The following is a 19802-nucleotide window of genomic DNA, read 5'->3' on the forward strand; positions in this document are numbered from 1 at the left end:
GTAAATCCGGGTAGCGGTGCCCAGGGCGTTGTACCTTGCTGGCCGATTCATTGTTTTTGCCGCCTACTTCATGCGCGTCTGCCGTCTTTGTTGGTCTTGGTTTCCGGTAGTGCTGGTGCTGGCGGCCGTAAGCAGTTGCCAGCAACCGAAGCCCGAAACAGCAAGTACCCAACCGGCCCCGGCCTACGCGGCTCGTTTCGATGCCAACTGGGCCCAACACAAGCTCTGGGACGACGGCCTGGCCGAAGTAGCTACCTACGAGGCCGAGCGGGTCATCTACCAAAAGCCGCGGGCTTTTGAGTTGACTATGATTACGGTGAAGGAAGACTTCAACCGGGCCTTCGACGTGAAAACCGACGACTACCAGCGGCCGGATTTGTTTCCGGTGATGAAAGTCAATCAGTTTTGTCGCATTCCGACCGATAACTACCCCTACCACTTTCTCACCTCGCTGTTCTTCCCGCGCGCCGCCCCCGCGCACTTGCACAAGCTCACCACGTCGTCGCAGGAATGGTGCGGCACTACGTTCAAGGCCATTGGCGAAGGCAACGGGTCGGGCTATCAGCTCGCCTTCAATTCTTACTGGGACCAGCAGGGCGTGGGCAGTTACGACCTTCCCAATGGAGTGCTGTTTGAAGATGCGCTGCCTTACACTTTGCGTAGCCTCACGGCCGCTGACACCAGCGCGTTTGAGGCCCCAGTGGTAGAATTACAGCAAACCAGCAAAGCCACCCGGCCGGTGGTGTACCAGGCCCGCATCAGCCAGCAACTGGAAGCCCCGAGCGAAGACGGCAGCCGACGCCAGCGCGTGACGGTGCACCTAGCTCCCGGCAAGGCAAACGAGTACGTATTTGCGGCCGATTATCCGAATTTGTTGCAGGAGCAGCACACTTGGGACGGCCGTACGCTGCGCCTGAAAAGCGTGCGGCGCTTTGCCTACTGGCAGCACTAGCCCAACGGGTCTATCGGCAAAGTTGCCCGCGGAGCTGCCGGTCGGTGGTTTCTGTAATCGAGCCACATGGCAACCGCCACGCCCGCGTATTCCAGAGCTGTCAACCGTAGGTCTTCGTGGTAGGCGGGGGTGCGGTAAGTGGCGTAGGAAAGCGCGGCCAATGCAGCCCATACCGCTGGATACCGCCACCCGGTGAAGCAGCTCAATGCTACCAGCGGAGCCAAATACCACGGATGCACGGTGGTTGCCAGCAGGTAGTAACCGGTCAGTACCAGGAGCGTTGCATGGGGGAGAGTTGACAACGTGGGGCGCCGCTCAGCCCAGGCAAATACCAGCGTGCCCACACCCGCCAGCATGGCCAGCGCCGTGCCGATGCGAGCTATCTGGTTGTAGCCCGTCAGCCAATACCCGAGCTGGCGCAGCAGGTAGTAGAAGCTGGCATTGAACTCAAACGAGTGGAAGTACAGATCGAGGCTGCGGCCGATGTTCTGGGCCAGCTCCAGCGAGGCGAAGGGTAGAAAAAGGGCGACAACTGCCAGCAACAGGCTCAGGCCAACCAGCAGCGCCCGCACCCAACCCAGCCGCCGCAGCAAGAGCGGCAGCACCAGCAACGGCAGCAATTTGGTTGCCACCGCCACGCCCAAGGCCGTTGCGGCGCCCACGAGGCGCCGCGTGACCAGCAGCCAAAGCGCCAGCAGAACTCCGGCAATCAAAACGGCTTCGAAATGCAGATTGCCGACCATCTCGACCACAACCATCGGGTGCAACAGGTACCACAAGGCGCGCTCGGGCGGCCATTGCCAGTGCCGCAGCAGCCGAAGTAAAAGCACGGCGGTACCGAGTTCTGCCAAGCACAGCACGGCGCGGAGCACCAGCAGGAAACCGGTTTCGGAAGCGGGGTACAGCGCGGCGCCCAAGCCGAAAACCGCTTGGCACACCGGCGGGTACACGGAGTAATAATGCGGGGAATTCAGCTGCTGGTAGAGCTGCCGCGTGAGGCTGGGCGGGGCCACCACCTTTCCGCCGCCGGGCTGAAATTCGTCGGGGCGGTGTTGGAACGGGCTTTGGCCAGCCGCTACCAGCACACCGTCCCAACGGAAGCGGTGGAAGTCGTCGGACAAGGCCGGGCGGGCAGGCAGCCACAACAGGCGCAAAACCACGGCCAGCACCAGGCCAGCGCGCAACGACACCTGCCCGCGCAACAGCAGCCCGTACCCCAGCGTGGCCAAGCCCAGCAGGCCCAGCAACTGGCCGGTCTCGGTGCGCGGCGTGGCGTAGGCCAGCAGGGCGGTGGCCGTCAGCAGCAGGGCCGCGCCACCCCAACGCATGGTATTGCTCCACGTCATCAGGCGCGGCGGGCGTGGAGCACCGAATACCACACGATGGCCCCGTAGCCGGTGGCAACCAGCGCGTGAAACGGCACCAGTCCGTAGTTGCCGGTGCGCAATGCCAGCCCGATGCCACCCAGCGCATACAGACACAGCAGCGCCTCGCAGAGGGTAAGCCAGCCCAGGCCACCGGTGCGGTAGCGCCGCCGAATGCGGCCCCGAATGCCGCGGCCAAGCTTCGGGGTGCGCACAAACTCGCTGGCCTGCCCCGCCAGACCCGATAATACGGCGCCCGTGTTGTGCAGTGCCAGCCCCATCGATACCGATAGAAACAGCAGGAACTGCGCGACAAAGCCCAGCGGTGCCCCGCGCCGGCCGCCGCTCCAGCGCCACGAGGCGTGGTAGTACACCATGAGAGGCGCAAACCCGAGCATGAACACCGAAGCAAACTGGAACGCCGGCCGCAGGCGCGCCACGCTTTGCAGCACTACCAAGGGCACACTCAGCAGCGTCATCAGCAGAATGGCCACAAACACGGTGCTGTTGAGCAAGTGAAAAACCGCGTGCCGCTTGGTGGCGGCCGGCACTTGTGGGTCGCGCAGTACCCGGCCTAGGTGCTTGCGGGCGGTTTCGGCCGCGCCCTTGGTCCAGCGGTACTGCTGCGACTTGAGCGCGTCCATCTGCTCGGGCAGCTCGGCGGGCGTCACCACCTGGGGCAGGTACACGAACTGCCAGTTGCGCAGCTGGGCGCGGTAGCTCAGGTCGAGGTCTTCGGTGAGGGTGTCGGTGTGCCAGCCGCCGGCGTCGGCAATGCAGGTGCGGCGCCACACGCCGCCCGTGCCGTTGAAATTGATGAAGTGCCCGCCCTGGCTGCGGCCCGACTGCTCCACCAGAAAGTGGGCGTTTAGGGCAAACGCCTGCAAGCGCGTGAGCAGCGAATCGGTTTCGTTGAGGTGGCCCCAGCGGGTTTGCACCACGCCCACCTCCGGCGAATCGAAATAGGGCAGGGTGCGGCGCAAAAAATCGGGGTCGGGTACGAAGTCGGCGTCGAAAATGGCAATGAACTCGCCATCGGTTTCGTCGAGGCCGTGGCGCAGGGCACCGGCCTTGTACCCCTGGCGGCTGGGGCGCCGCACGTGGCTGATGCGCAGGCCCTGGGCCTGATGCTGCGCTACGCGGGCGGCGGCCAAGGCCACACTTTCGTCGGTGGAGTCGTCGAGCACCTGGATGTGCAACCGGTCGGGCGGGTAATCAAGCGCTGCCGCCGCGTCGATAACGCGCTCCACCACGTTCAGCTCGTTGTATACCGGCAGCTGCACCGTCACGCGGGGCCATTCGGCTGGCGCGGGGGGCGGGGCCTGGGGCTGCTGGCGTGCTTGGGTGGCCAGGCGCGTCAGCTGCCATTGCGTGAGGCTGAACCCGAGAATGAAGGCTAGGCACAGCCCGTAGAGGACCAGCACCAGAATTTCCAGTCCCATCATGCGCGGGTAGTTTGAAGCAGTAGCTCAGCGGTAAGCCGCTGACATACCGGCGGGCTACCCATAGAGCCAGTGGAGGTAGGCAGCATTACAGGTAGCGGAATATCGTCCAGAGAATCTTGTAGCCGGCGCCCAAAGTGCCTTTCACGGTGCCCGATACCTTGGAAAACCCGATGCGGCGGCGGTAGCGAACGGGTACTTCGGTGCAGCGCAGCTTGTGCTGGGCCGCCTTGAGCTGCATTTCCACCGTCCACCCGTAGGTTTTGTCGGCCATCTGCAGCCGCTGTAAAGCATCGGCCCGAATGGCACGAAAGGGGCCCAGATCGGTGAAGTGCACGCCGTAGAGCCTGCGCAAGAGCGAAGTGGCCAGCCAGTTGCCAAAAATCTGCTGCGGCAGCATGGAGCCCGGCTCGCGCTGGCCCAGGGCCCGGGAGCCGATGACGAAGTCGGCTTCCTGGGTAAGCAGAGGCTGCACCAGAGCGGGCAGCTCCTCGGGGTAGTCGGAATAGTCGCCGTCGAGAAACACGATGATGGCCGGTTGCTGGGTGGCGGGGCGGGCGTAGCAGTGGGCCATGCCACGCAGGCAGGCCCAGCCGTAGCCGGGGCGGTCTTCGCGCAATACGGTGGCGCCGGCTTCCGCGGCCGCTTCGGCGGTGTGGTCGGTGCAGGCGTTGGCCACCACAATGATGTCGCGCACCCAGTTGCGGGGAATTTCGGCCAGCACCCGCCCAATGCTGAGTGCTTCGTTGTGGGCCGGAATGATAACGTCGATGAGCGGGAGGGAAGCGGGCGGGGCGGCTGGGGGCATGTACGCGAAAAGAACTGAGCCGCCCGCGGCGGCTAGCAGGGCGGAGGCGCCAAGCGCCGCGGTAAAGTTAAGGGGTTCGGCGCCGGGCCGTGAGGCGGTGCCAGCGCCCGGCGCGGTTGCTGGCAATGAGCTTGGCATCTTCCGACAGGAGCACGTAGATGCCCGAACCGAACACGGCGGCCGGCCCGGCACTCACGGCCCACAGCCAGCTGTTGGTCAGCATCATGTAAACATCGTAGCCCACCACCAGGGCGGGCGGTACGGCGGCCAGCAGGGCCGTGCGGCGCGTGGGGTGGGGCTTTTCGAACAACAGCGCGGCCAAGTAGGCGCACAGCAGCACGGTTTGGTGTACGGCCTCGCCCAGCCAAGGCGGCAGCAGCAACGACAACCCGGTGTAGCGCGACACCGAGCGCAGCACATACGCCACGACCAAGGCCTGAAGAATTGCCAGCGGCAAAAACACAACGGAGCGAAACGGAAGCCGAGCCATGAACGGGGGCGTGGGGTGCCAGAAGAAAACGCTGAAAACCGCGGGGGAGCAACGCCAAGGTACCAGTTGGCGCCAAACTATTTCGGCCTCGCAGACTTATTGCACCGTTGCTGCTTACGCAAACGCGGCGCCCGGCGGATTTACCCTGCCCGTTTTGCCGCGCCAGCCGTACGCTTTTCGTTTGTTCACCGACACTCCCCACCCATGCTTCAGGTAGGCGACCCTGCTCCCGATTTCACCCTGACCACCACCGACGGCACCCCGTTTCGCCTCGCCGACCAGCGCGGCCGCAGCGTAGTGCTGTATTTCTACCCCAAAGACGACACGCCCGGCTGCACCGCCCAGGCCTGCTCGTTTCGCGACCAGTACGAGGAGTTTCAAGACCTCGGCGCGGAGGTGGTAGGCATCAGCTCCGACGACGAAGCTTCGCACCAGAAATTTACCAAGAAGCACCGCCTGCCGTTTCCGCTGCTGGCCGATGCCGGGGGGCAGGTGCGCAAGCTGTACGAAGTGCCGCGTGCCCTGCTGGGGCTGCTGCCCGGCCGCGTCACCTACGTCATCGACCCGGAAGGCACCATCCGCTACATCTTCAACTCCCTGCAGCGGGCCACCGACCACGTGGCCGAAGCCAAAAAGATGCTTCAGCAGCTGCAGCCCCGGTAAAGCCCGGCCTCGTTTGTCCCTGAACGGGAGCGGGCAAAACCTCTCCGAAAGCCCGGCAATACACATTGTCGGGCTTTGGCATTTGATAGGCGAACAAGCGGAATGGGTGCTTTCGGGCCTTACCTTGCACCGGATACCATGCCGCAGCGGCGGCCTCACGCTGGTTTAATGGGAGCTTTACTGACTGATTTATTGCAGCGGGCGCAGCGCAGCCGCCGGGTGGTGGCGCTGCAAACCGGAGGCGGGTTGTTTCTGGGCTATGTGCTTAGCCACAACCCCGACCTAGTGGTGCTGCGCACCATCACCCGCCAAGGCATGCTCACGGGCGTGCGCAGCCTCCATTTACACGAAGTGTCGCAGGTGCATTTCGACGACCAATACGTGCGCCTGATTGAGTTCAAGGAGCACAACCCCGAAGTCGTGTTTGGCTTGCCCAGTGCGCCCGACGGGATGGAAAACCAGTATTTGTCGGTGCCGGTGCTGCTGCAGCGGGCCCAGGAGGTGCGCCAGCTGGTGCAGCTGGTAACCACCACCGACAACGACCCCTACGGCTACGTGGTGCGCGTGACGGAAGACGAATTACTGCTGGAAGCTTACACCCAATTCGGCCAGCCCGATGGCCATTCGGTGCTGCAAGTAGACGACGTGCGCAGCGTGGTGTGGAGCGACGAAGACACGCGTACCATTGAGCTGCTGCTGAAGCAGCGCGCCGCGGGCGAGTAGCTTCGCCGGGCGCTACGAGAAGAAGCGGGCGTGGGCGTTCAGGGCCCGGCAGCAGCCAAAAAGGCCATAGGTGCGTAAGCAGGCAGGCAACCTCCTTGCCTGCCATGCCCCGTATGCTTTTGCTGCTGGCCGCGCTGCTGCTATTGCTGCGCGCCGCTGAGGCCCAGCCCGCTCTCAACGCTACCCTCGACGGGTACACGTATCCGTACCCGGTCAAGTACCTGCCCTTGCGCCTCGAAGGTCAGCGGGTGCGCATGGCGTACATGGATGTGCCGCCCGCCGGCCGCGCCAACGGCCGCACGGTGGTACTGCTGCACGGCAAGAACTTTTTCGGGGCCTATTGGCGCGGCACGGTGCAGGTGCTTGCCAAAGCCGGTTTCCGCGTGGTAGTGCCCGATCAGGTGGGCTTCGGCAAATCCGATAAGCCGGCGCTGCACTATTCGTTTCATCTGCTGGCCCGCAACACCAAGCACCTGCTCGATACCTTGGGCGTCTCCAAAGCCGTGGTAGTGGGCCACAGCATGGGCGGCATGCTGGCCACGCGCTTTGCCATCGAATACCCCGCCGCCACCGAACGGTTGGTGCTCGAAAACCCCATCGGCCTCGAAAACTACCGGCGCGGTGTGCCTTTTCAGTCCGTCGACCAAGCCGAGGCTACCGAGCTGAAAAGCACCGAAGCCAGCATTCGGAAGTACCACGCAACCTATTACCCCAACGGCTACCCCGCCGCCCACGACGAGTGGCTGCTGCCGTTGGCCGCTCAAACCCGCCACCCCGACTTCCCGCTGGTAGCCCGCGCCAACGCCCTGACCTACGACATGATTTACCAGCAGCCCGTGGCCTACGAGTTCGACTGCGTGCGGGTGCCCACGTTGCTCATCATCGGCCAGGCCGACCGCACGGTGGTGGGAAAAGCGCTGGTGAAGGACGAAAAAGTATTAGCCACGCTGGGTCAATACCCGGCGCTGGGCAAGCGCACGGCAGCCCAAATCAACGGCAGCAAGCTGGTGGAGTTGCCGAACGTCGGGCACATCCCGCACCTGGAAGCGGCCGAGCAATTTCACAAGGCGCTGCTGGCGTTTTTATAAAAAAATTTAAGGGCTGTGCCGCAGCTTAGTTAGAGAAATTGAGTCTTTCGTCAGCATATCCACCTTAACCTTTCTTGATTATGAAAGCCAGCTTATTAAGTGTGTTGTTGGTCTTTGAAACCTTGGCAGTGCAAGGCCAATCTCGCAGCCGCATAATGCCACTTTTGCCGGATCCATCACCCGATACCGTGCTCCATCAGCCACCCACGTCTGGAAGCGGCTTAGCAGAACTGCCTAATCGACCATTGCCGCCCGGCACGTATTCCAGCCAGCCGTTTGCGCTGCGCATTTGTGTACCCTCACACGACGGCCGCATGCCTGCATTCGTGCCAAGCGCGCCGAACCGCTGCCACCTGCCAATACAACCCTTAGGTAAGGTGGATTTCGTGCCCGACAAGCAACCGAGACGTCCGCTACCCTAGTATCCGCAGGCTGTCGGCATGAATGAGCGGCGACGCCTGATAACGGCCTTCGCGCGGGCCGTTTTCCAGGTTGAGCACGCCACGCGGGCAGGCGGTGCTGCACATACCGCAGCCCACGCAGGAGGCCCGGATTATTGGTTCCCCGCGCTGGGCATACTGCTTCACGTCGATGCCCATTTCGCACACGTTGGAGCAGTTGCCGCACGAAATGCACTGCCCGCCGTTGGTGCTGATGCGGAAGCGCGAAAAATGTTTTTGCAGCAAGCCCAGGTAGGCCGCCATGGGGCAGCCAAAGCGGCACCATACCCGGTTGCCCAGAATAGGGTAGAAGCCCACCCCAATGACACCCGAAAACACCGAGCCGATGGCAAAGCCGTAGAAGCGGCCCAAGCCCTCGGCGGCGGGCTGCAAGGCCGGTACCCGGCCCGAAGCCGCCAGCCAGAGCAGCACAGTAACCAGCACAATCAGCCCCAGAATGGGGTAGATGAGGCGTACTTCCAAGCGCCAAGCGGCGCGGCTTTTGTCGGAGAGGTGACGGTACGGGTCGCCGGCGGTTTCGGCCAGGCCACCGCAGCCGCACACCCACGAGCAATACCAGCGTTTGCCGAAGAAATAAGTGAGAACGGGCGTGGCCACCAACGACAGTACCGCGCCCCAAAACACCATGAACACGCCCAGGGCCTGCCCATCACGCACCAGATACTCGACGGTGCCCGGGAACAGGTAGTCGTACTTCAGCGGCCAGAAGTAGCTGAAATAGAATTCCGGTTTTTGCAGGGCCAGCAGCAGCCCCGGCAGCAGCCACGCAAACCCTAGCTGGAAGAACACCACCGACGCCGTGCGCACCAGGTGGTAGGGCGAATGGCGGTATTTGTAGCCCGCCCGTGCGCCCATCAGCAGCACGGCCAGCGAGTAGAAGGTGCCGTAGAGAAACCACTGGTCGGCGGGCTTGCGGCGCAGGGTTTGGCTCAGCCCTTCCAGCGGGCGAATAAGGTGCGTGAGGTACTCGGGCCACCAGTACAGCACCACGTAGAAGCCAGTGAGCAGCACACCGGTCAGCCATGCCACTGCGCCGCGGCTGGTACTGCCGCGCCACCACAGGTAATTTTGGTGCACGCCGGCGGGCCGCTGGCCGTATTTGTAGCGGCTCCAGCCAACGGTGCCCAAGCTCAGCAGCGCCAGGCCTACCCAAAACACGGTGTAGCCGGCCTCAGGCGCCGTGGTAAGGCCCGCCGCTGCCAGCGCTAACAGGCCCAGGGCCACAAACGTGAGCCACAACCGCTCCGGCCAATCGGTATCGGGCGGGGTTTGGGTGAGCGAAAGGCTGGAAGCAGGGGCGGCAGAAGCCATGACGGGAGCAGAAAAAACAGCCGGCGCACACCGCGCCAGCAGGGTTAATGATGGTGGTCTTCGTCGGGCTTGCCGAAGAGGTTGGTCAGCGAGCCAACCACGTACAGCGCCGTCCAGCACACGTAGAGCCAGTTGAAGCCGGCCGGGCGGCTATGGCCCAGCAGAACCAGAATCACGTGCGCGGCTGCGCTCATAATCAGTCCGGTTACGGCAATGGTTTGCCACGAATTGAGGGCCGCCGGCACGTAAAGTTTGCGCAGATCGAGTTTGTCCATGACAGCAAGTACGGCAATGCCCACGTCAGCGGGCAAGCAGACGGCTGAGCAAGCCCTTGCGCCGCCGCAACGGCCCTACTCCCACGTCTGGAAACCGCTCCCGAAAAGCCGCGACAAACTGCTCCTCATACTGCGGGAAAAACTCCGGGTCGAAATTGGCGGCCCCCAACTGCTCTACCACTTCCCGCACCGGCGTTTGGGCGCTCAGCCAAGCGGCGCAAGTGTCGTGGCGGAGGCGTACGCCCATGCTGTTAAAGCCCCGCACCGCGTAGGGAGGCGCCGCATCGAAGGCAATGCGCACAGCCTGGGCTCCGACGAAACTTTCCCAGTAAAAGCTTTCCAGACCCGGCTCGGGTGCGGCGGGCACCCGGCCGTAGGTCTGGTATTCAAGGTCGAAGAACTTGGCTGAGTTGAACCACACGCCGCGGCGGTAGGCAGTGGGCTGGCCGCTGAGAGTATGCGCCACGGTTTCGCCCTGCATGCGGCCCGTGTACCACAGCTGCTCTATGGGCACTTCGCCGACGCCGGGCTGGCGGTGCTGGGCGCAGTCGCCGGCGGCGTATACCTCGGGCGCCGAGGTTTGCAGCAGCTCGTCTACCAATATTCCCCGGTCGGTTTCGATGCCCGCGGCGGCGGCCAACGTGGCGTTGGGCCTCACGCCCGTAGCCAAGCCCACCCACTCACACGCTATTTCTTCGCCGGTTCCCGTCACCACGCCCCGCACCCGGCCCTCGGCATCGCCCAAAATTTCGCGTAGCTCGGTAGCGTAGCGCACGTCCACCTGATGCAGCTCCAACTGCCGGTTAACCAAGCGGGCTTCTTCGGGCGGAAGCACCGAGCCCCAGTAATGGGCGTCGCGCACGAGCAGCGTGACGGCAATGCCCCGGCTGCGCAGCATTTCGGCCAGCTCGATGCCAATGAGCCCGCCGCCCACCACCACTGCCTGCCGAATGTGGCGGGTGTCGCGCTCCATACTAGCTAAGTCGGGCAGGCCGTAGAGGCCCTGCACGCCGCGCAATTCCTGGCCGGGCCAATCGACCACGCGGCCGACGGAGCCCGTGGCCAGCAACAACTTGTCGTAGGTCAGCACGGCGCCCGTACCAAGGTGCACTTCGCGGCGGGCCGTGTCGAGCGACGACGCAGTGGCCTGCACCAGTTCCAGGCAGTTTTCCGGCCAGTACCAGTCCTCGTACGGCTTGATGTCCTGCAGCCGCAAATGCCCCATGTACACGTACATAAGTGCCGTGCGGGCGTAGTGGTGGGCGCTTTCATCGGATACCAGCGTAATGCGGGCCTCCGGGCGCAGGTGTCGCACGGTTTGCGCGCAGGTAAGTCCGGTTATGCCGTTGCCAATGATGACCAGGTGCATGAAATTGCTATGAGAAATACGGCCGACTGAATACTGAGTCGGGCCGGGACGCGTAGGAGGGATGGCGCGGGCGCGACTTTCCGGGTTCCGAAACTTTGCACATTTTTTGAGTAGTTGCTCAACTCGGCTCCAGATCCAGTACGTTTGGCGGCTCTACCTACTCCTGCATGACCCATTTTGGATTTGCCCGCTCCTTTTGCCGGCTGATTTTTATTGCCCTGCTGGCCGCCTCGTCGGCTCTTACGCATCGCGCCACTGCCAAAGCCAGCGGGGCGGCACCCGGTTTTGCCGATCAGACCAGCGCGTTCCTGAAAAAATACGTGGCGGCCGACGGAACCGTAGGCTACGCGGCCATTCAGCGCAACCCGGCCGAACTCAAAGCCCTGCTGAAGCGCATCGAAACCTTCGAGGCCAAAAAAGCCCCGGCCGCCGAACGCAAGGCTTTCTACCTGAATGCCTACAACCTGCTCGTTATTGCGGCGGTGGTGGAGCGCTACCCCACGACGTCGGTCATGAAACTGCCCGGTTTTTTCGATACCCAGCGGCATAAAGTAGCAGGCGAAAACATGACCCTCAACGGTCTGGAAGCCAATAAGCTTATGCGCGCCTACAACGACCCGCGCGTGCATTTTGCCCTGGTGTGCGCCGCCAAAGGCTGCCCCAAGCTGACGCCCGAGGCCTACCGGGCCGAGCGCCTCGAAGACCAACTGACCGAGCGGGCCCGGCAGGTGTTGCGCGACCCGCAGTTCATCCGCCGCGACGACGCGGCCGGCAAAGTGCTGCTCTCCGAAATCTTCAAGTGGTATGCCGGCGACTTCAAGGCCGCTGGCAAAACGGCGGTGGGCTACATCAACCGGTTTCTGGCGCAGCCCATCCCGGCCAGCTACAAAGTCGATTATTACCCTTACGACTGGAGCCTGAACGAATAGCGCCTTCACAACGCACCATCGAAGGCTTGCGTAGGTACTCCGACTACTAATCTGTACCACCATGGCCACTCCCCTCAACCTGAATACCGAAGGTACCACCAACGACGAGAACGAACGCATCAAGCGCGACCAAAAAGGCCCGAAGCGCGACGAGCAACAGGAACAGGAGCGCGACTTCCAGCAAATCGTCAACAACAATACCGACGTCGACAAAGACCCCACGGCCTACCGCAGCGCGGGGGCGCACGGCTACAGCCAGCGCGCCGGGCAGAAAGACGACCTGCGCAACCTGCGCATCACCGGTGACGAAACCACCCCGCAGGGCGGCAACTCGCAAAGCACAGCCGGGCAAGGCGCTGGTTTCGAGAACGAAGGCAGCTACGAAAAAGACATGGACCTACGTACCCGCGAACAAAAGTTTGGCGAGGCGGCCCCAAGCGGCGAGCCGAAAACGCCGCGTGATTAACTGCCTGTAATTCACAAAAAAGCCCCGGTTCTGCCCTGAGCCGGGGCTTTTTTGTGAATTTATTTCTGGACTCGTTGGAGGCTGTAGCACTAAACCGATATATTTAGGGACCAGACAGAGCGGGCCAAGCTGTAATCAACCCCAAACGGGTTCATTTGGCTTCTCTAGTCCGCGTCTTTCCCCACCTTTGCCCATTTACCACCCCGCGCTTATGAGTGCTGATTACGAACCCACTAACACCGACGAACAACTGCACGACGAAGAAGAGTCGCTTGATTCGGGCAACCGCAAACTGGCTATTATTGCCGGCGCAGTCCTGCTGCTTGGAGGCTTGGCGTTTGCGTTTGCTCCCGCCGAAAACCGCCAGCGCATTGCCAACGGCCAAATGCCCACGTTTGAGTTGATGGAAGCCAACGTGGTGGGCACCCGCGAGGCAGAAGAAGAGCCGACCGCGACGGAAACGCCTGCGCAGGCCACAGCGTCGGCGGCTACGCCCGTGGCGCAGCCGGTTGCCGTGCGCCCCGCGCCGCGCACTACCCGCCCCGCCCCGGTCGACAATGCCCAGCCGAGCACCCCCGAAGTTGCTGCTGCTCCTGCGCCCGAGCCTGTGGCTGCCGCCCCGGCACCAGCCGTGGAGGAGGCCCCGCGCAACGTAACCATGTCCGGGCGCGTGCTCGACGAAAACGGCAAGCCCCTGGCCGGCGCCACAATATTTGTGAAAGGCACTCGCAAGTTTGCCAGCACCGACCAAAACGGTAACTACTCAGTAGAAGTACCTGCCGGCGAAAACAGCCTCGTGTACGGCTACGGCGGCTACGAAGACCAGGAAGTACGTGCCCGCAGCGGCCAACCTTCCAACGTTACGCTGATTCCCAGCGAAACCGGCCGCCGCCGGAAGCGCTAAGCTTCGAAACCAATAGCAAAGTAAACGGCCGCCCTTACGTTGGTAAGGGCGGCCGTTTGCTTTGCTATTGACAACAGATTCGACTCCGACTATCCCGCAGGCGTGCGGTTGGCGAAACGGTTGCGAAACACCCAGAACACCGGCACACCCAGCGCCACCAGCAGCAGGCCGTAACGCGAATACTCGGCCGTATCGGGCGCGATGAGGAGAATGATGCAGAAGATGGAAGCCAGCAGCACGTAGATGCCCGGCACCAGCGGGTAGCCCCAAGCCCGGTAGGGGCGCGATGCCGTGGGTCGGGTGCGGCGTAGCACGAAAATGCCCACGATGGTGACGACGTAAAACAGGATTACCGAGAACATTACGTAGTTAAGCAGTTGCCCGTAGGAACCACTCAGGCAGAGCAAGCTGGCCCACAGGCACTGCAGCCACAAGGCCCGCGCCGGCACCCCGGCCGCGTTCAGGCGGGCTAGACCGGGGAAAAACAGGCCGTCTTTGGCCATGGCGAAGTAGGCGCGTGCCCCGCTGAGGATGATGCCGTTGTTGGCACCGAACGTGCTAAGCATGATCAGCACGGCCATAACCACGGCCCCAACTGGGCCCAGCACGTGTTCGGCCACGGCCGTTGCCACCCGGTCGTCGGTGGCGTACTGGATGCCGCGGCCGGCAATGGTGGTGGCCTCGGGCGAACCTACCAGCGGCAGGGCTAGCAGGTACACCACGTTCACCAGAATGTAGAGCGCCGTCACGATGGCCGTGCCGGTGGCCATGCTGCGCACCAGCGTCCGCTCCGGATTCACGATTTCCTCGCCCGCAAAGCCGATGTTGTTCCAGGAGTCGGAGGAAAACAGGGAGCCGGTCATGGCCATGCCGATGGCAACCACAAGGCCCGAAATGCTCAGGGGCAGGGGTGCGGCGGAGGCGCCCGGAGCCGGGTAGCGCACGGCCGTCCACATATCGGTAAAGTTGGCTTGCACGGCTTCGGCGTTCAGGCCCAACACCAATCCGCCGATGATGAGCAGTGCCAGAGCAATGAGCTTGGTAGAGCCCAATACGTTCTGAATAAGTTTGCCAGTGCGCACGCCACGGGCGTTGAGCGCCGTAATGGCCACGATGAGAATAATGGCCAGCAGCTGCACGCTGCTGAAAGCAAACGGCCCGAGCTGAAACAGCACGTTTTTGACGCTGAACCAAGGCACGAGCACGCCGGTAAACTTGGCAAAAGCCACGGCCACGGCGGCAATTACGCCGGTCTGGATGACCAGAAAGAGCGTCCAGCCATACAGGAACGCAGTGAGCTTGCCGAAAGCTTCCCGCAGATACACGTACTGCCCGCCCACTTTGGGAAACATCGACGCCAGCTCGCCATAGCTCACGGCCCCGGCCAGCGTGATGACGCCGGTGAGCAGCCACACCACCAGCAGCCAGCCGCTGGAGCCTACCTGCCGGGAAATGTCGGCCGAGACGATGAAGATACCGGAGCCAATCATGCTGCCGGTCACAATCATAATGGCGTCGAAAAGAGTAATGGCGCGTTGAAAATGGCCTTGAGGTTGTGGGTCGCTCATGCGGGCAGGGTAGGATTTTAGCCCGGAAGATAGATGTTTGCCCAGGAACTGAATCAATAAAAAAAGCTCATCGAATGGATGAGCTTTTTGCGAGGGGCAATAGTGAATCGGCTGTCGAATTGCTGGAATCTGAAAACGGCCGGTTGATGCGGTCAGAATTCACTCCGGTCGTACCAGCTTTTCATGCGCCAGGGGTCGTTGCGGTTTTTGCGCACCAGCACCAGGCGTGCCGTGCCGGTGCCGTCGTAGCGGGTGTTGTCGCGCTGCTCGATGCTGAGCGAGAAGCCGCGCTCCACGTAGGCCAGGGTATCGGAGTAGGCCGTGTCGGAAGTGGGCAGGTACTGCGTCCACTGCAGGTTGGCCGTGCGGGCCGCGCGAAAGAGTTTGTAGGTGGTGGTGGCATCCACGTCGCGGTTCCAGCTGCGGTCGGCGTTGGCGGCAAAGTCGCGGTAAGTAAACTGGAAGCGCGGCGTGAGCAGCTGGCCATAGAGCGTTGAGTCGCGCAACTGGTAGGCCGCCCGAAAACGGTCGAAGAAACCGCGCACCGTGGCCGGGTTGCCCAGCAGCTGGTTGGCGTCGGTAATTTCGTCGTCGATGGCCGGGGCAAAGGGGTTACAGGAGGCCATCAGCAGCGTCGTGCCTACTACCGGAACCAGCCGGGAAAGCAGATGAGCAGCATACAAGCGGGGCTTCTGACGCACGAAACAGCAGTTAGTGAGAAGGAAAAGTACGCAACGGCATGAGCTTGCGCAACATTAGCCGGCGACAATATTGCAGCTATTCATCCGCCGCGGTTTCACAACGCGCCCCGTGGGCCTGCTGTTTTGCGGGCAGTTAGTTTCGGATGAAATATTTTTTCGCCTCCGTCCACACCGGCTTGCCCGAGGTGGCCAGGTCTCGCCAGGCGGCTACCTGCCACTCGTTGTTGCGCCGGCGCAGTAGCAGTCGAATGTTGCCTTCGAGCACCTTGTAGCGAAACGCGGTGTCCTGCTGGGCCAGCGTGAGCTGGTACTGCGCCGACACCTCGGCCGAGTCGGTGGTGAACAGCTGGTCGCGGCGGGCGGTGAGCAGCAGCTGGTTTTGGCCGGCGCCCGGCGAGTGGCGCTTCAGGCTGTTGAAGTAATCCAGCTCTTCACGCACGCCCCAGTTGGCAAACAGTGCGGCGCTGGTCGAGCCGGCCGCGGCCGGATCGGGGTAGAAGCGGTATTGCGGGGCAAAGCACCGTTCGTAATTGGCGGGGTTCATGCGCTGCACCGCCGTTACAAAGTTGGTGATGAGCACATCGACGCTGGTGGGCTGCACCCACTCGCCGGGCGCCCCGGCCGGTTCCGGTTCGCGCAAATCGAAGCAGCCCGTGAGCGTGCCCGGCAAGGCACCCAGCAGCATACAGCGGAAGAAAAGGCGGCGGAGCATCGGGCAGGAATTCGCTTATCTTTCCGAAGATACAAGACGGCGCCGTAGCCACTGCCGGCGTCTTATCTTTTGCAACCGCTTGAAGCGCCACCTGGGTTTTCTGCTGCTGATTTGGAGCCTGTCGATTGGCTGGGTACACGGGCAGCGCCGCGCCATAGCCGCGCCGGTGCGACCCCGGCTGCCGGCGCGCAGCCTGCACTGCACCCTGGAGGCCATTACCCCCGATTACCTGGCGTACGAGCCCGTGGTGCTGCGGGTGCGCATTCACAACCGCGCCGATTCGACCCTGACGCTAATCAGTGCCTTGCCCGGCTCCGAGGCCCGGCGCAGCCCGCGGGCTACGTTTTATGTATCGGTAATAGCTCTCGACGGCCCCAAACCCCAACCGGCTCTGGCCGGGGCCGAATTCAGCGGCATTGCGCCGGCCGACTTCGTACTGCTGGGGCCGGGGCAAAGCTTCAACCCGCTGGAGCGTATGACGCGCTTCCCAATGGCGGCTCCATTGGTGTATCCCACGCTGCCGCCGGGGGTGTATGACATTCACTTTCTGTACTCCACCAACGAGCCGGACCCGGCGAAGTGGGGGCTGCCCACTGCACCACGCACAGCGCTCCACGACAGCGCGGCCGTGCGCCTGCAGCGCGTGCCGCGCGTGTTTCTGACCAGCAACACCGTGCGGGTGGTGGTGCGGGCGCAGCCAACCGGGAACCTTGCGCGGCCGTAGCCCGAATAGCTGGCTACCTTTGCCGCCTTCGCGCCACCTTTTTTCTCCGAGCCTGCCGCTGCATGTCGCAACGCCTACTGGTTTTTCTTGCGGGTTTGCTGCTCGTCTCGGCCGTCGTGTCGTGGGTGTACTACCGCCGCACGGTGGCCCGTACGCCCGTCGACCTGTGGGCGCTGGTGCCCGATGACGCGGTGCTGGTGGCCGCCACCCGCGACCATCCTACACTGGTGCGCCACCTGAAGGAAACCCAGCTGTGGGAAAACCTGGCCACGGTGCGCTACTTCCAGCAGGTGGAAGAAAGCGTGACTCTAGCCGATAGCCTGGCCGGCCCCAACAAGCGCAACTCCCTGCTCAACTTTCTGGGCACCAAAACGGTGCTGACCTCGGTGCACGTCACCAGCCCCGAGCAGTTTGACTTGCTGTTTCTGGTGCCGGTAAGCAGCGTGCGGCAGCACCGCCAAGTGCGCACCATCACCGAGGCGCTGGCCAAAGACCCCCGCTTTCGGGTGACGGAGCGCGAGTACCACGGCCAACTGCTGATGCGCGTGGAGCAGCGCGGCACCGGCGCCGGGCTTACCTACTTCAACTACCGCAATACGCTGGTCATGAGTGCCAGCACGAGCCTGGTAGAAGCTGTGGTGCGGCGGGAGGAGCACCCCGGGCAGCCTTCCATTGCCGCCGATTTCAAGGATACCGACTACCTCAAGCTCAAAGACGTAGACGCTACTGTGCTGGTGAATTACCGGCAGCTGCCCGCGTTTCTCGGCGTGTTTTTCCGGCCCGAGCTGCTGCCCGCGTTCCAGCAATTCAGCAGCCTGAGCCGCAACGGCCTGTTGGAAATGAAGCTTACCGGCAACCGGGTGCTGTTCAACGGCTTCTCCAACCCCGAAACCGCGGCCCGCTCGCTGCACCAGCAGTTGCACGGCCAGCCCGCGGCGCGCCTGCGCATGGCCGACGTGCTGAGCCTACGTACCGCCGCGCTCCTGCATTTCGGCTCCAGCCCGGCGGCCCTGCGTGGTGCCGCCCCCGCCGATACGCTGGCCGGCGGCCTGGTCGACAGCGTAGCGGCTTCGTTGGGCACCGAGGCGGCGCTGTGCTACCTTGCTTCGCCCTCGGCGCGGGTGCCGGCGGCGCGGGTGGCTTTGGTGCATAGCCCCAACCCGGCCCGCACGGCGCTGCTGCTCGGCCGCTTGCGGCGGGCCACCAGCGCCAGTCCGTCCTTCGAGCGAGTGGGCGCCTACCAACTCCACCAAGCCGGCGCGCCCGGCTTGGCGTACCGGTTGCTGGGGCCGCTGTTTGCGCGCAGCTCGGCCGAAACCAACACCCCAGGCTCCACCGCCCTGATCGGTGACTACTTGGCTCTGGCCGACGACCCGGCCGCCCTCCGGGCTTTGCTGACGGATGTGGCGGCGGGAGCGGTCTGGAGCCGGTCGCCCACGCAAGTGGCTTTTCTGCAGGAAACCGCGCCGCTGGCTCGCCTCAGCATCGTGCTCGACACCCGCAACAGCTGGAATGTGCTGCTGCGGGCCTTGGGGGAAAGCCGCCGGGCCGGGCTGCTGCGCAACGAAACCCTTTTTCAGCGCTTTCCGCAAGTGGCGCTGCAGTTTGTGCCGCACGATGCGGCCCAGCCCCAGCAAGATGGGCAGTATTACACGCAGCTGGTCCTGCGCCACCCGCCGGTAGGGCCGGCCGTTGCGCGGCCGCAAACCCAAGCCGGGGCCGGCAGCGCCCTGAGTTTTCGGGCCGGCTTGGCGCCCGTGGGCCCGGTACTGGCCGCCCCGGCGGCCAATGGGGCGGCGGGGGTGCTGGTGCAGGACCGCGCCGGGGTGCTCCACTTCGTCACGCCCGACAACACGGTGGCGTGGTCTGATTCGCTGGGGGGCATGCTGCTGGCGCCGCCCATGCCGCTGGTGCGCATTCCGGGCCGGCGACCGGAGCACCTGATGGCTACGGCCCGCCGCGTATTCCTGCTCGATGAGCGGGGCCGCACGGCACCCAATTTTCCCTTCAACCTGCCCGATACGGTGCAGGCCGCACAAATCAGCAGTGCCCCGGCCGCCGATGGCCTGCCGGCGCGGGTGCTGGTGGCCGACCGCTACGCCAACCTCTTCCTTTTCGATGCCAACGGCAACGCCCCGGCCGGCTGGCAGCCCAAACGCCTCGACTTTCCGCTGGCGGCGGCTCCGGTGCTGCTGAGCGTGGGCGGGCGCCAGGTGGTGGTGACGCTGTTGCAAAACGGCTACGTGTACGCCTTCGACGGCTCGGGCACCGCGCTTCCGGGCTTTCCCATCAGTGTGGGCGCCCGCCTGAACAGCCCCGCGTTTGTGGAAAGCGGCCCCACGCTGCGCCGCACCCGGCTGACCGTGGCCAGCCAACACGGTGAGCTGGTGACCTTCACGCTCGATGGCGACATTGTGCAGCGCCGCCGCGTGACCACCTGGAGCCGCACCAGCACCTTCCGCGTGGTGCCTGACCAAGCCGGGCAGCGCTACGTGGTGGTGCGCGACGACGGACAGGGCGTGCTGACGGTGTTTGACCCCAACGGACGGACATTGGTCAGCCAGCGGTTTGTCACGTCGGCCGAAAAACCCGTGCAGTTCTTCGACTTTGGAGCCGGGCGGCAAGTACTCGTACTCACCGAAACCGGCCCCGGCAAAGCCTACCTCTACGACGCCCGCGGCCGCCTGCTCGGCGGCGCTCCGTTCGACAGCCAGGCGCCCACGCTGCAACTGGCCTACGAGGCGGGCACCAATTCCTACCAACTCTACCGCGTGGTGGGCAACGAGTTGAAGCGGCTGGCCCTCAAGCTGGAGGCCGGGCCGTAAGCCCGGCAACGAACGGGCTGGGCAGCG

The 19802-nt window shown here is 63.7% G+C and carries 19 protein-coding genes; 9 read left to right on the forward strand and 10 right to left on the reverse strand.

Annotation, left to right across the window (positions count from 1 at the left end):
• The first annotated feature begins 70 nt into the window (after positions 1–70).
• On the forward strand, positions 71–952 hold the full coding sequence (locus F0P96_RS02980; protein ID WP_151077240.1) for a hypothetical protein: 882 nt from the start codon (positions 71–73) through the stop codon (positions 950–952).
• On the opposite strand, the gene F0P96_RS02985 is transcribed toward F0P96_RS02980, so the two are convergent.
• The 4 genes from F0P96_RS02985 to F0P96_RS03000 form a co-directional block, all read right to left on the reverse strand.
• On the reverse strand, positions 949–2298 hold the full coding sequence (locus F0P96_RS02985) for an MptA/MptB family glycosyltransferase (RefSeq protein WP_151077241.1): 1350 nt from the start codon (positions 2296–2298) through the stop codon (positions 949–951). The two genes, F0P96_RS02980 and F0P96_RS02985, sit on opposite strands and share 4 nt — an antisense overlap.
• The gene (locus tag F0P96_RS02990; protein ID WP_151077242.1) at positions 2298–3761 is read right to left on the reverse strand and encodes a cellulose synthase family protein; all 1464 of its coding nucleotides are present in this window, start codon (positions 3759–3761) and stop codon (positions 2298–2300) included. The genes F0P96_RS02985 and F0P96_RS02990 overlap by 1 nt, the downstream gene beginning before the upstream one ends.
• Before the next feature lie 85 nt (positions 3762–3846).
• Complete coding sequence (locus F0P96_RS02995) at positions 3847–4566, reverse strand: glycosyltransferase family 2 protein (protein WP_151077243.1); 720 nt, start codon at positions 4564–4566, stop codon at positions 3847–3849.
• Positions 4567–4633: 67 nt separating this feature from the next.
• Positions 4634–5056, reverse strand: coding sequence for a hypothetical protein (locus tag F0P96_RS03000; protein WP_151077244.1), 423 nt, complete (start codon positions 5054–5056; stop codon positions 4634–4636).
• Between the two features lie 204 nt (positions 5057–5260).
• Here F0P96_RS03000 and F0P96_RS03005 point away from each other — a divergent pair, with 204 nt between their 5' ends.
• The 3 genes from F0P96_RS03005 to F0P96_RS03015 all read left to right on the forward strand — a co-directional run bounded on the left by F0P96_RS03005 (position 5261) and on the right by F0P96_RS03015 (position 7530).
• On the forward strand, positions 5261–5719 hold the full coding sequence (locus tag F0P96_RS03005) for a peroxiredoxin (RefSeq protein ID WP_151077245.1): 459 nt from the start codon (positions 5261–5263) through the stop codon (positions 5717–5719).
• 168 nt (positions 5720–5887) lie between these two features.
• Positions 5888–6442: a hypothetical protein gene (locus tag F0P96_RS03010; protein ID WP_151077246.1), complete on the forward strand. Its 555-nt coding sequence runs from the start codon at positions 5888–5890 to the stop codon at positions 6440–6442.
• A gap of 104 nt (positions 6443–6546) precedes the next feature.
• Positions 6547–7530 carry an alpha/beta fold hydrolase gene (locus tag F0P96_RS03015; protein ID WP_151077247.1) on the forward strand — a complete coding sequence of 328 codons (984 nt, stop codon included), beginning with the start codon at positions 6547–6549 and terminating at the stop codon, positions 7528–7530.
• A 413-nt stretch (positions 7531–7943) separates the two neighbouring features.
• On the opposite strand, the gene F0P96_RS03020 is transcribed toward F0P96_RS03015, so the two are convergent.
• Genes F0P96_RS03020 through F0P96_RS03030 form a run of 3 tightly spaced genes read right to left on the reverse strand, consistent with a single transcriptional unit; the run spans position 7944 to position 10946 of the window.
• The gene (locus tag F0P96_RS03020) at positions 7944–9302 is read right to left on the reverse strand and encodes a 4Fe-4S binding protein (protein WP_151077248.1); all 1359 of its coding nucleotides are present in this window, start codon (positions 9300–9302) and stop codon (positions 7944–7946) included.
• A gap of 44 nt (positions 9303–9346) precedes the next feature.
• On the reverse strand, positions 9347–9577 hold the full coding sequence (locus F0P96_RS03025) for a hypothetical protein (protein ID WP_151077249.1): 231 nt from the start codon (positions 9575–9577) through the stop codon (positions 9347–9349).
• A gap of 25 nt (positions 9578–9602) precedes the next feature.
• Complete coding sequence (locus F0P96_RS03030) at positions 9603–10946, reverse strand: NAD(P)/FAD-dependent oxidoreductase (protein WP_151077250.1); 1344 nt, start codon at positions 10944–10946, stop codon at positions 9603–9605.
• Between the two features lie 167 nt (positions 10947–11113).
• Here F0P96_RS03030 and F0P96_RS03035 point away from each other — a divergent pair, with 167 nt between their 5' ends.
• From F0P96_RS03035 to F0P96_RS03045, 3 genes are all read left to right on the forward strand, one after another.
• Positions 11114–11875, forward strand: coding sequence for a DUF547 domain-containing protein (locus F0P96_RS03035; protein WP_151077251.1), 762 nt, complete (start codon positions 11114–11116; stop codon positions 11873–11875).
• Positions 11876–11936: 61 nt separating this feature from the next.
• Positions 11937–12341 (forward strand): hypothetical protein, encoded by a 405-nt coding sequence (locus F0P96_RS03040; protein WP_151077252.1) that lies wholly within the window; start codon positions 11937–11939, stop codon positions 12339–12341.
• A 211-nt stretch (positions 12342–12552) separates the two neighbouring features.
• Complete coding sequence (locus tag F0P96_RS03045) at positions 12553–13245, forward strand: carboxypeptidase-like regulatory domain-containing protein (RefSeq protein WP_151077253.1); 693 nt, start codon at positions 12553–12555, stop codon at positions 13243–13245.
• An 89-nt stretch (positions 13246–13334) separates the two neighbouring features.
• On the opposite strand, the gene F0P96_RS03050 is transcribed toward F0P96_RS03045, so the two are convergent.
• The 3 genes from F0P96_RS03050 to F0P96_RS03060 form a co-directional block, all read right to left on the reverse strand.
• Positions 13335–14813 carry an APC family permease gene (locus F0P96_RS03050; RefSeq protein ID WP_151077254.1) on the reverse strand — a complete coding sequence of 493 codons (1479 nt, stop codon included), beginning with the start codon at positions 14811–14813 and terminating at the stop codon, positions 13335–13337.
• A 152-nt stretch (positions 14814–14965) separates the two neighbouring features.
• Positions 14966–15514, reverse strand: a complete 549-nt coding sequence (locus F0P96_RS03055; RefSeq protein ID WP_151077255.1) for a hypothetical protein — start codon at positions 15512–15514, stop codon at positions 14966–14968.
• A gap of 133 nt (positions 15515–15647) precedes the next feature.
• Entirely contained in the window at positions 15648–16226 is a 579-nt protein-coding gene (locus F0P96_RS03060) for a hypothetical protein (RefSeq protein WP_151077256.1), read from the reverse strand.
• A gap of 79 nt (positions 16227–16305) precedes the next feature.
• On the opposite strand from F0P96_RS03060, the gene F0P96_RS03065 reads away from it, so the two are divergent.
• Together F0P96_RS03065 and F0P96_RS03070 are read left to right on the forward strand one after the other, a co-directional pair.
• Positions 16306–16950: a hypothetical protein gene (locus F0P96_RS03065; protein WP_151077257.1), complete on the forward strand. Its 645-nt coding sequence runs from the start codon at positions 16306–16308 to the stop codon at positions 16948–16950.
• Positions 16951–17012: 62 nt separating this feature from the next.
• Positions 17013–19775 carry a hypothetical protein gene (locus F0P96_RS03070; protein WP_151077258.1) on the forward strand — a complete coding sequence of 921 codons (2763 nt, stop codon included), beginning with the start codon at positions 17013–17015 and terminating at the stop codon, positions 19773–19775.
• Positions 19776–19802: the final 27 nt, after the last annotated feature.

Origin of the sequence: Hymenobacter busanensis (assembly GCF_008727865.1) — a bacterium.
GTDB classification, from domain to species: domain Bacteria; phylum Bacteroidota; class Bacteroidia; order Cytophagales; family Hymenobacteraceae; genus Solirubrum; species Solirubrum busanense.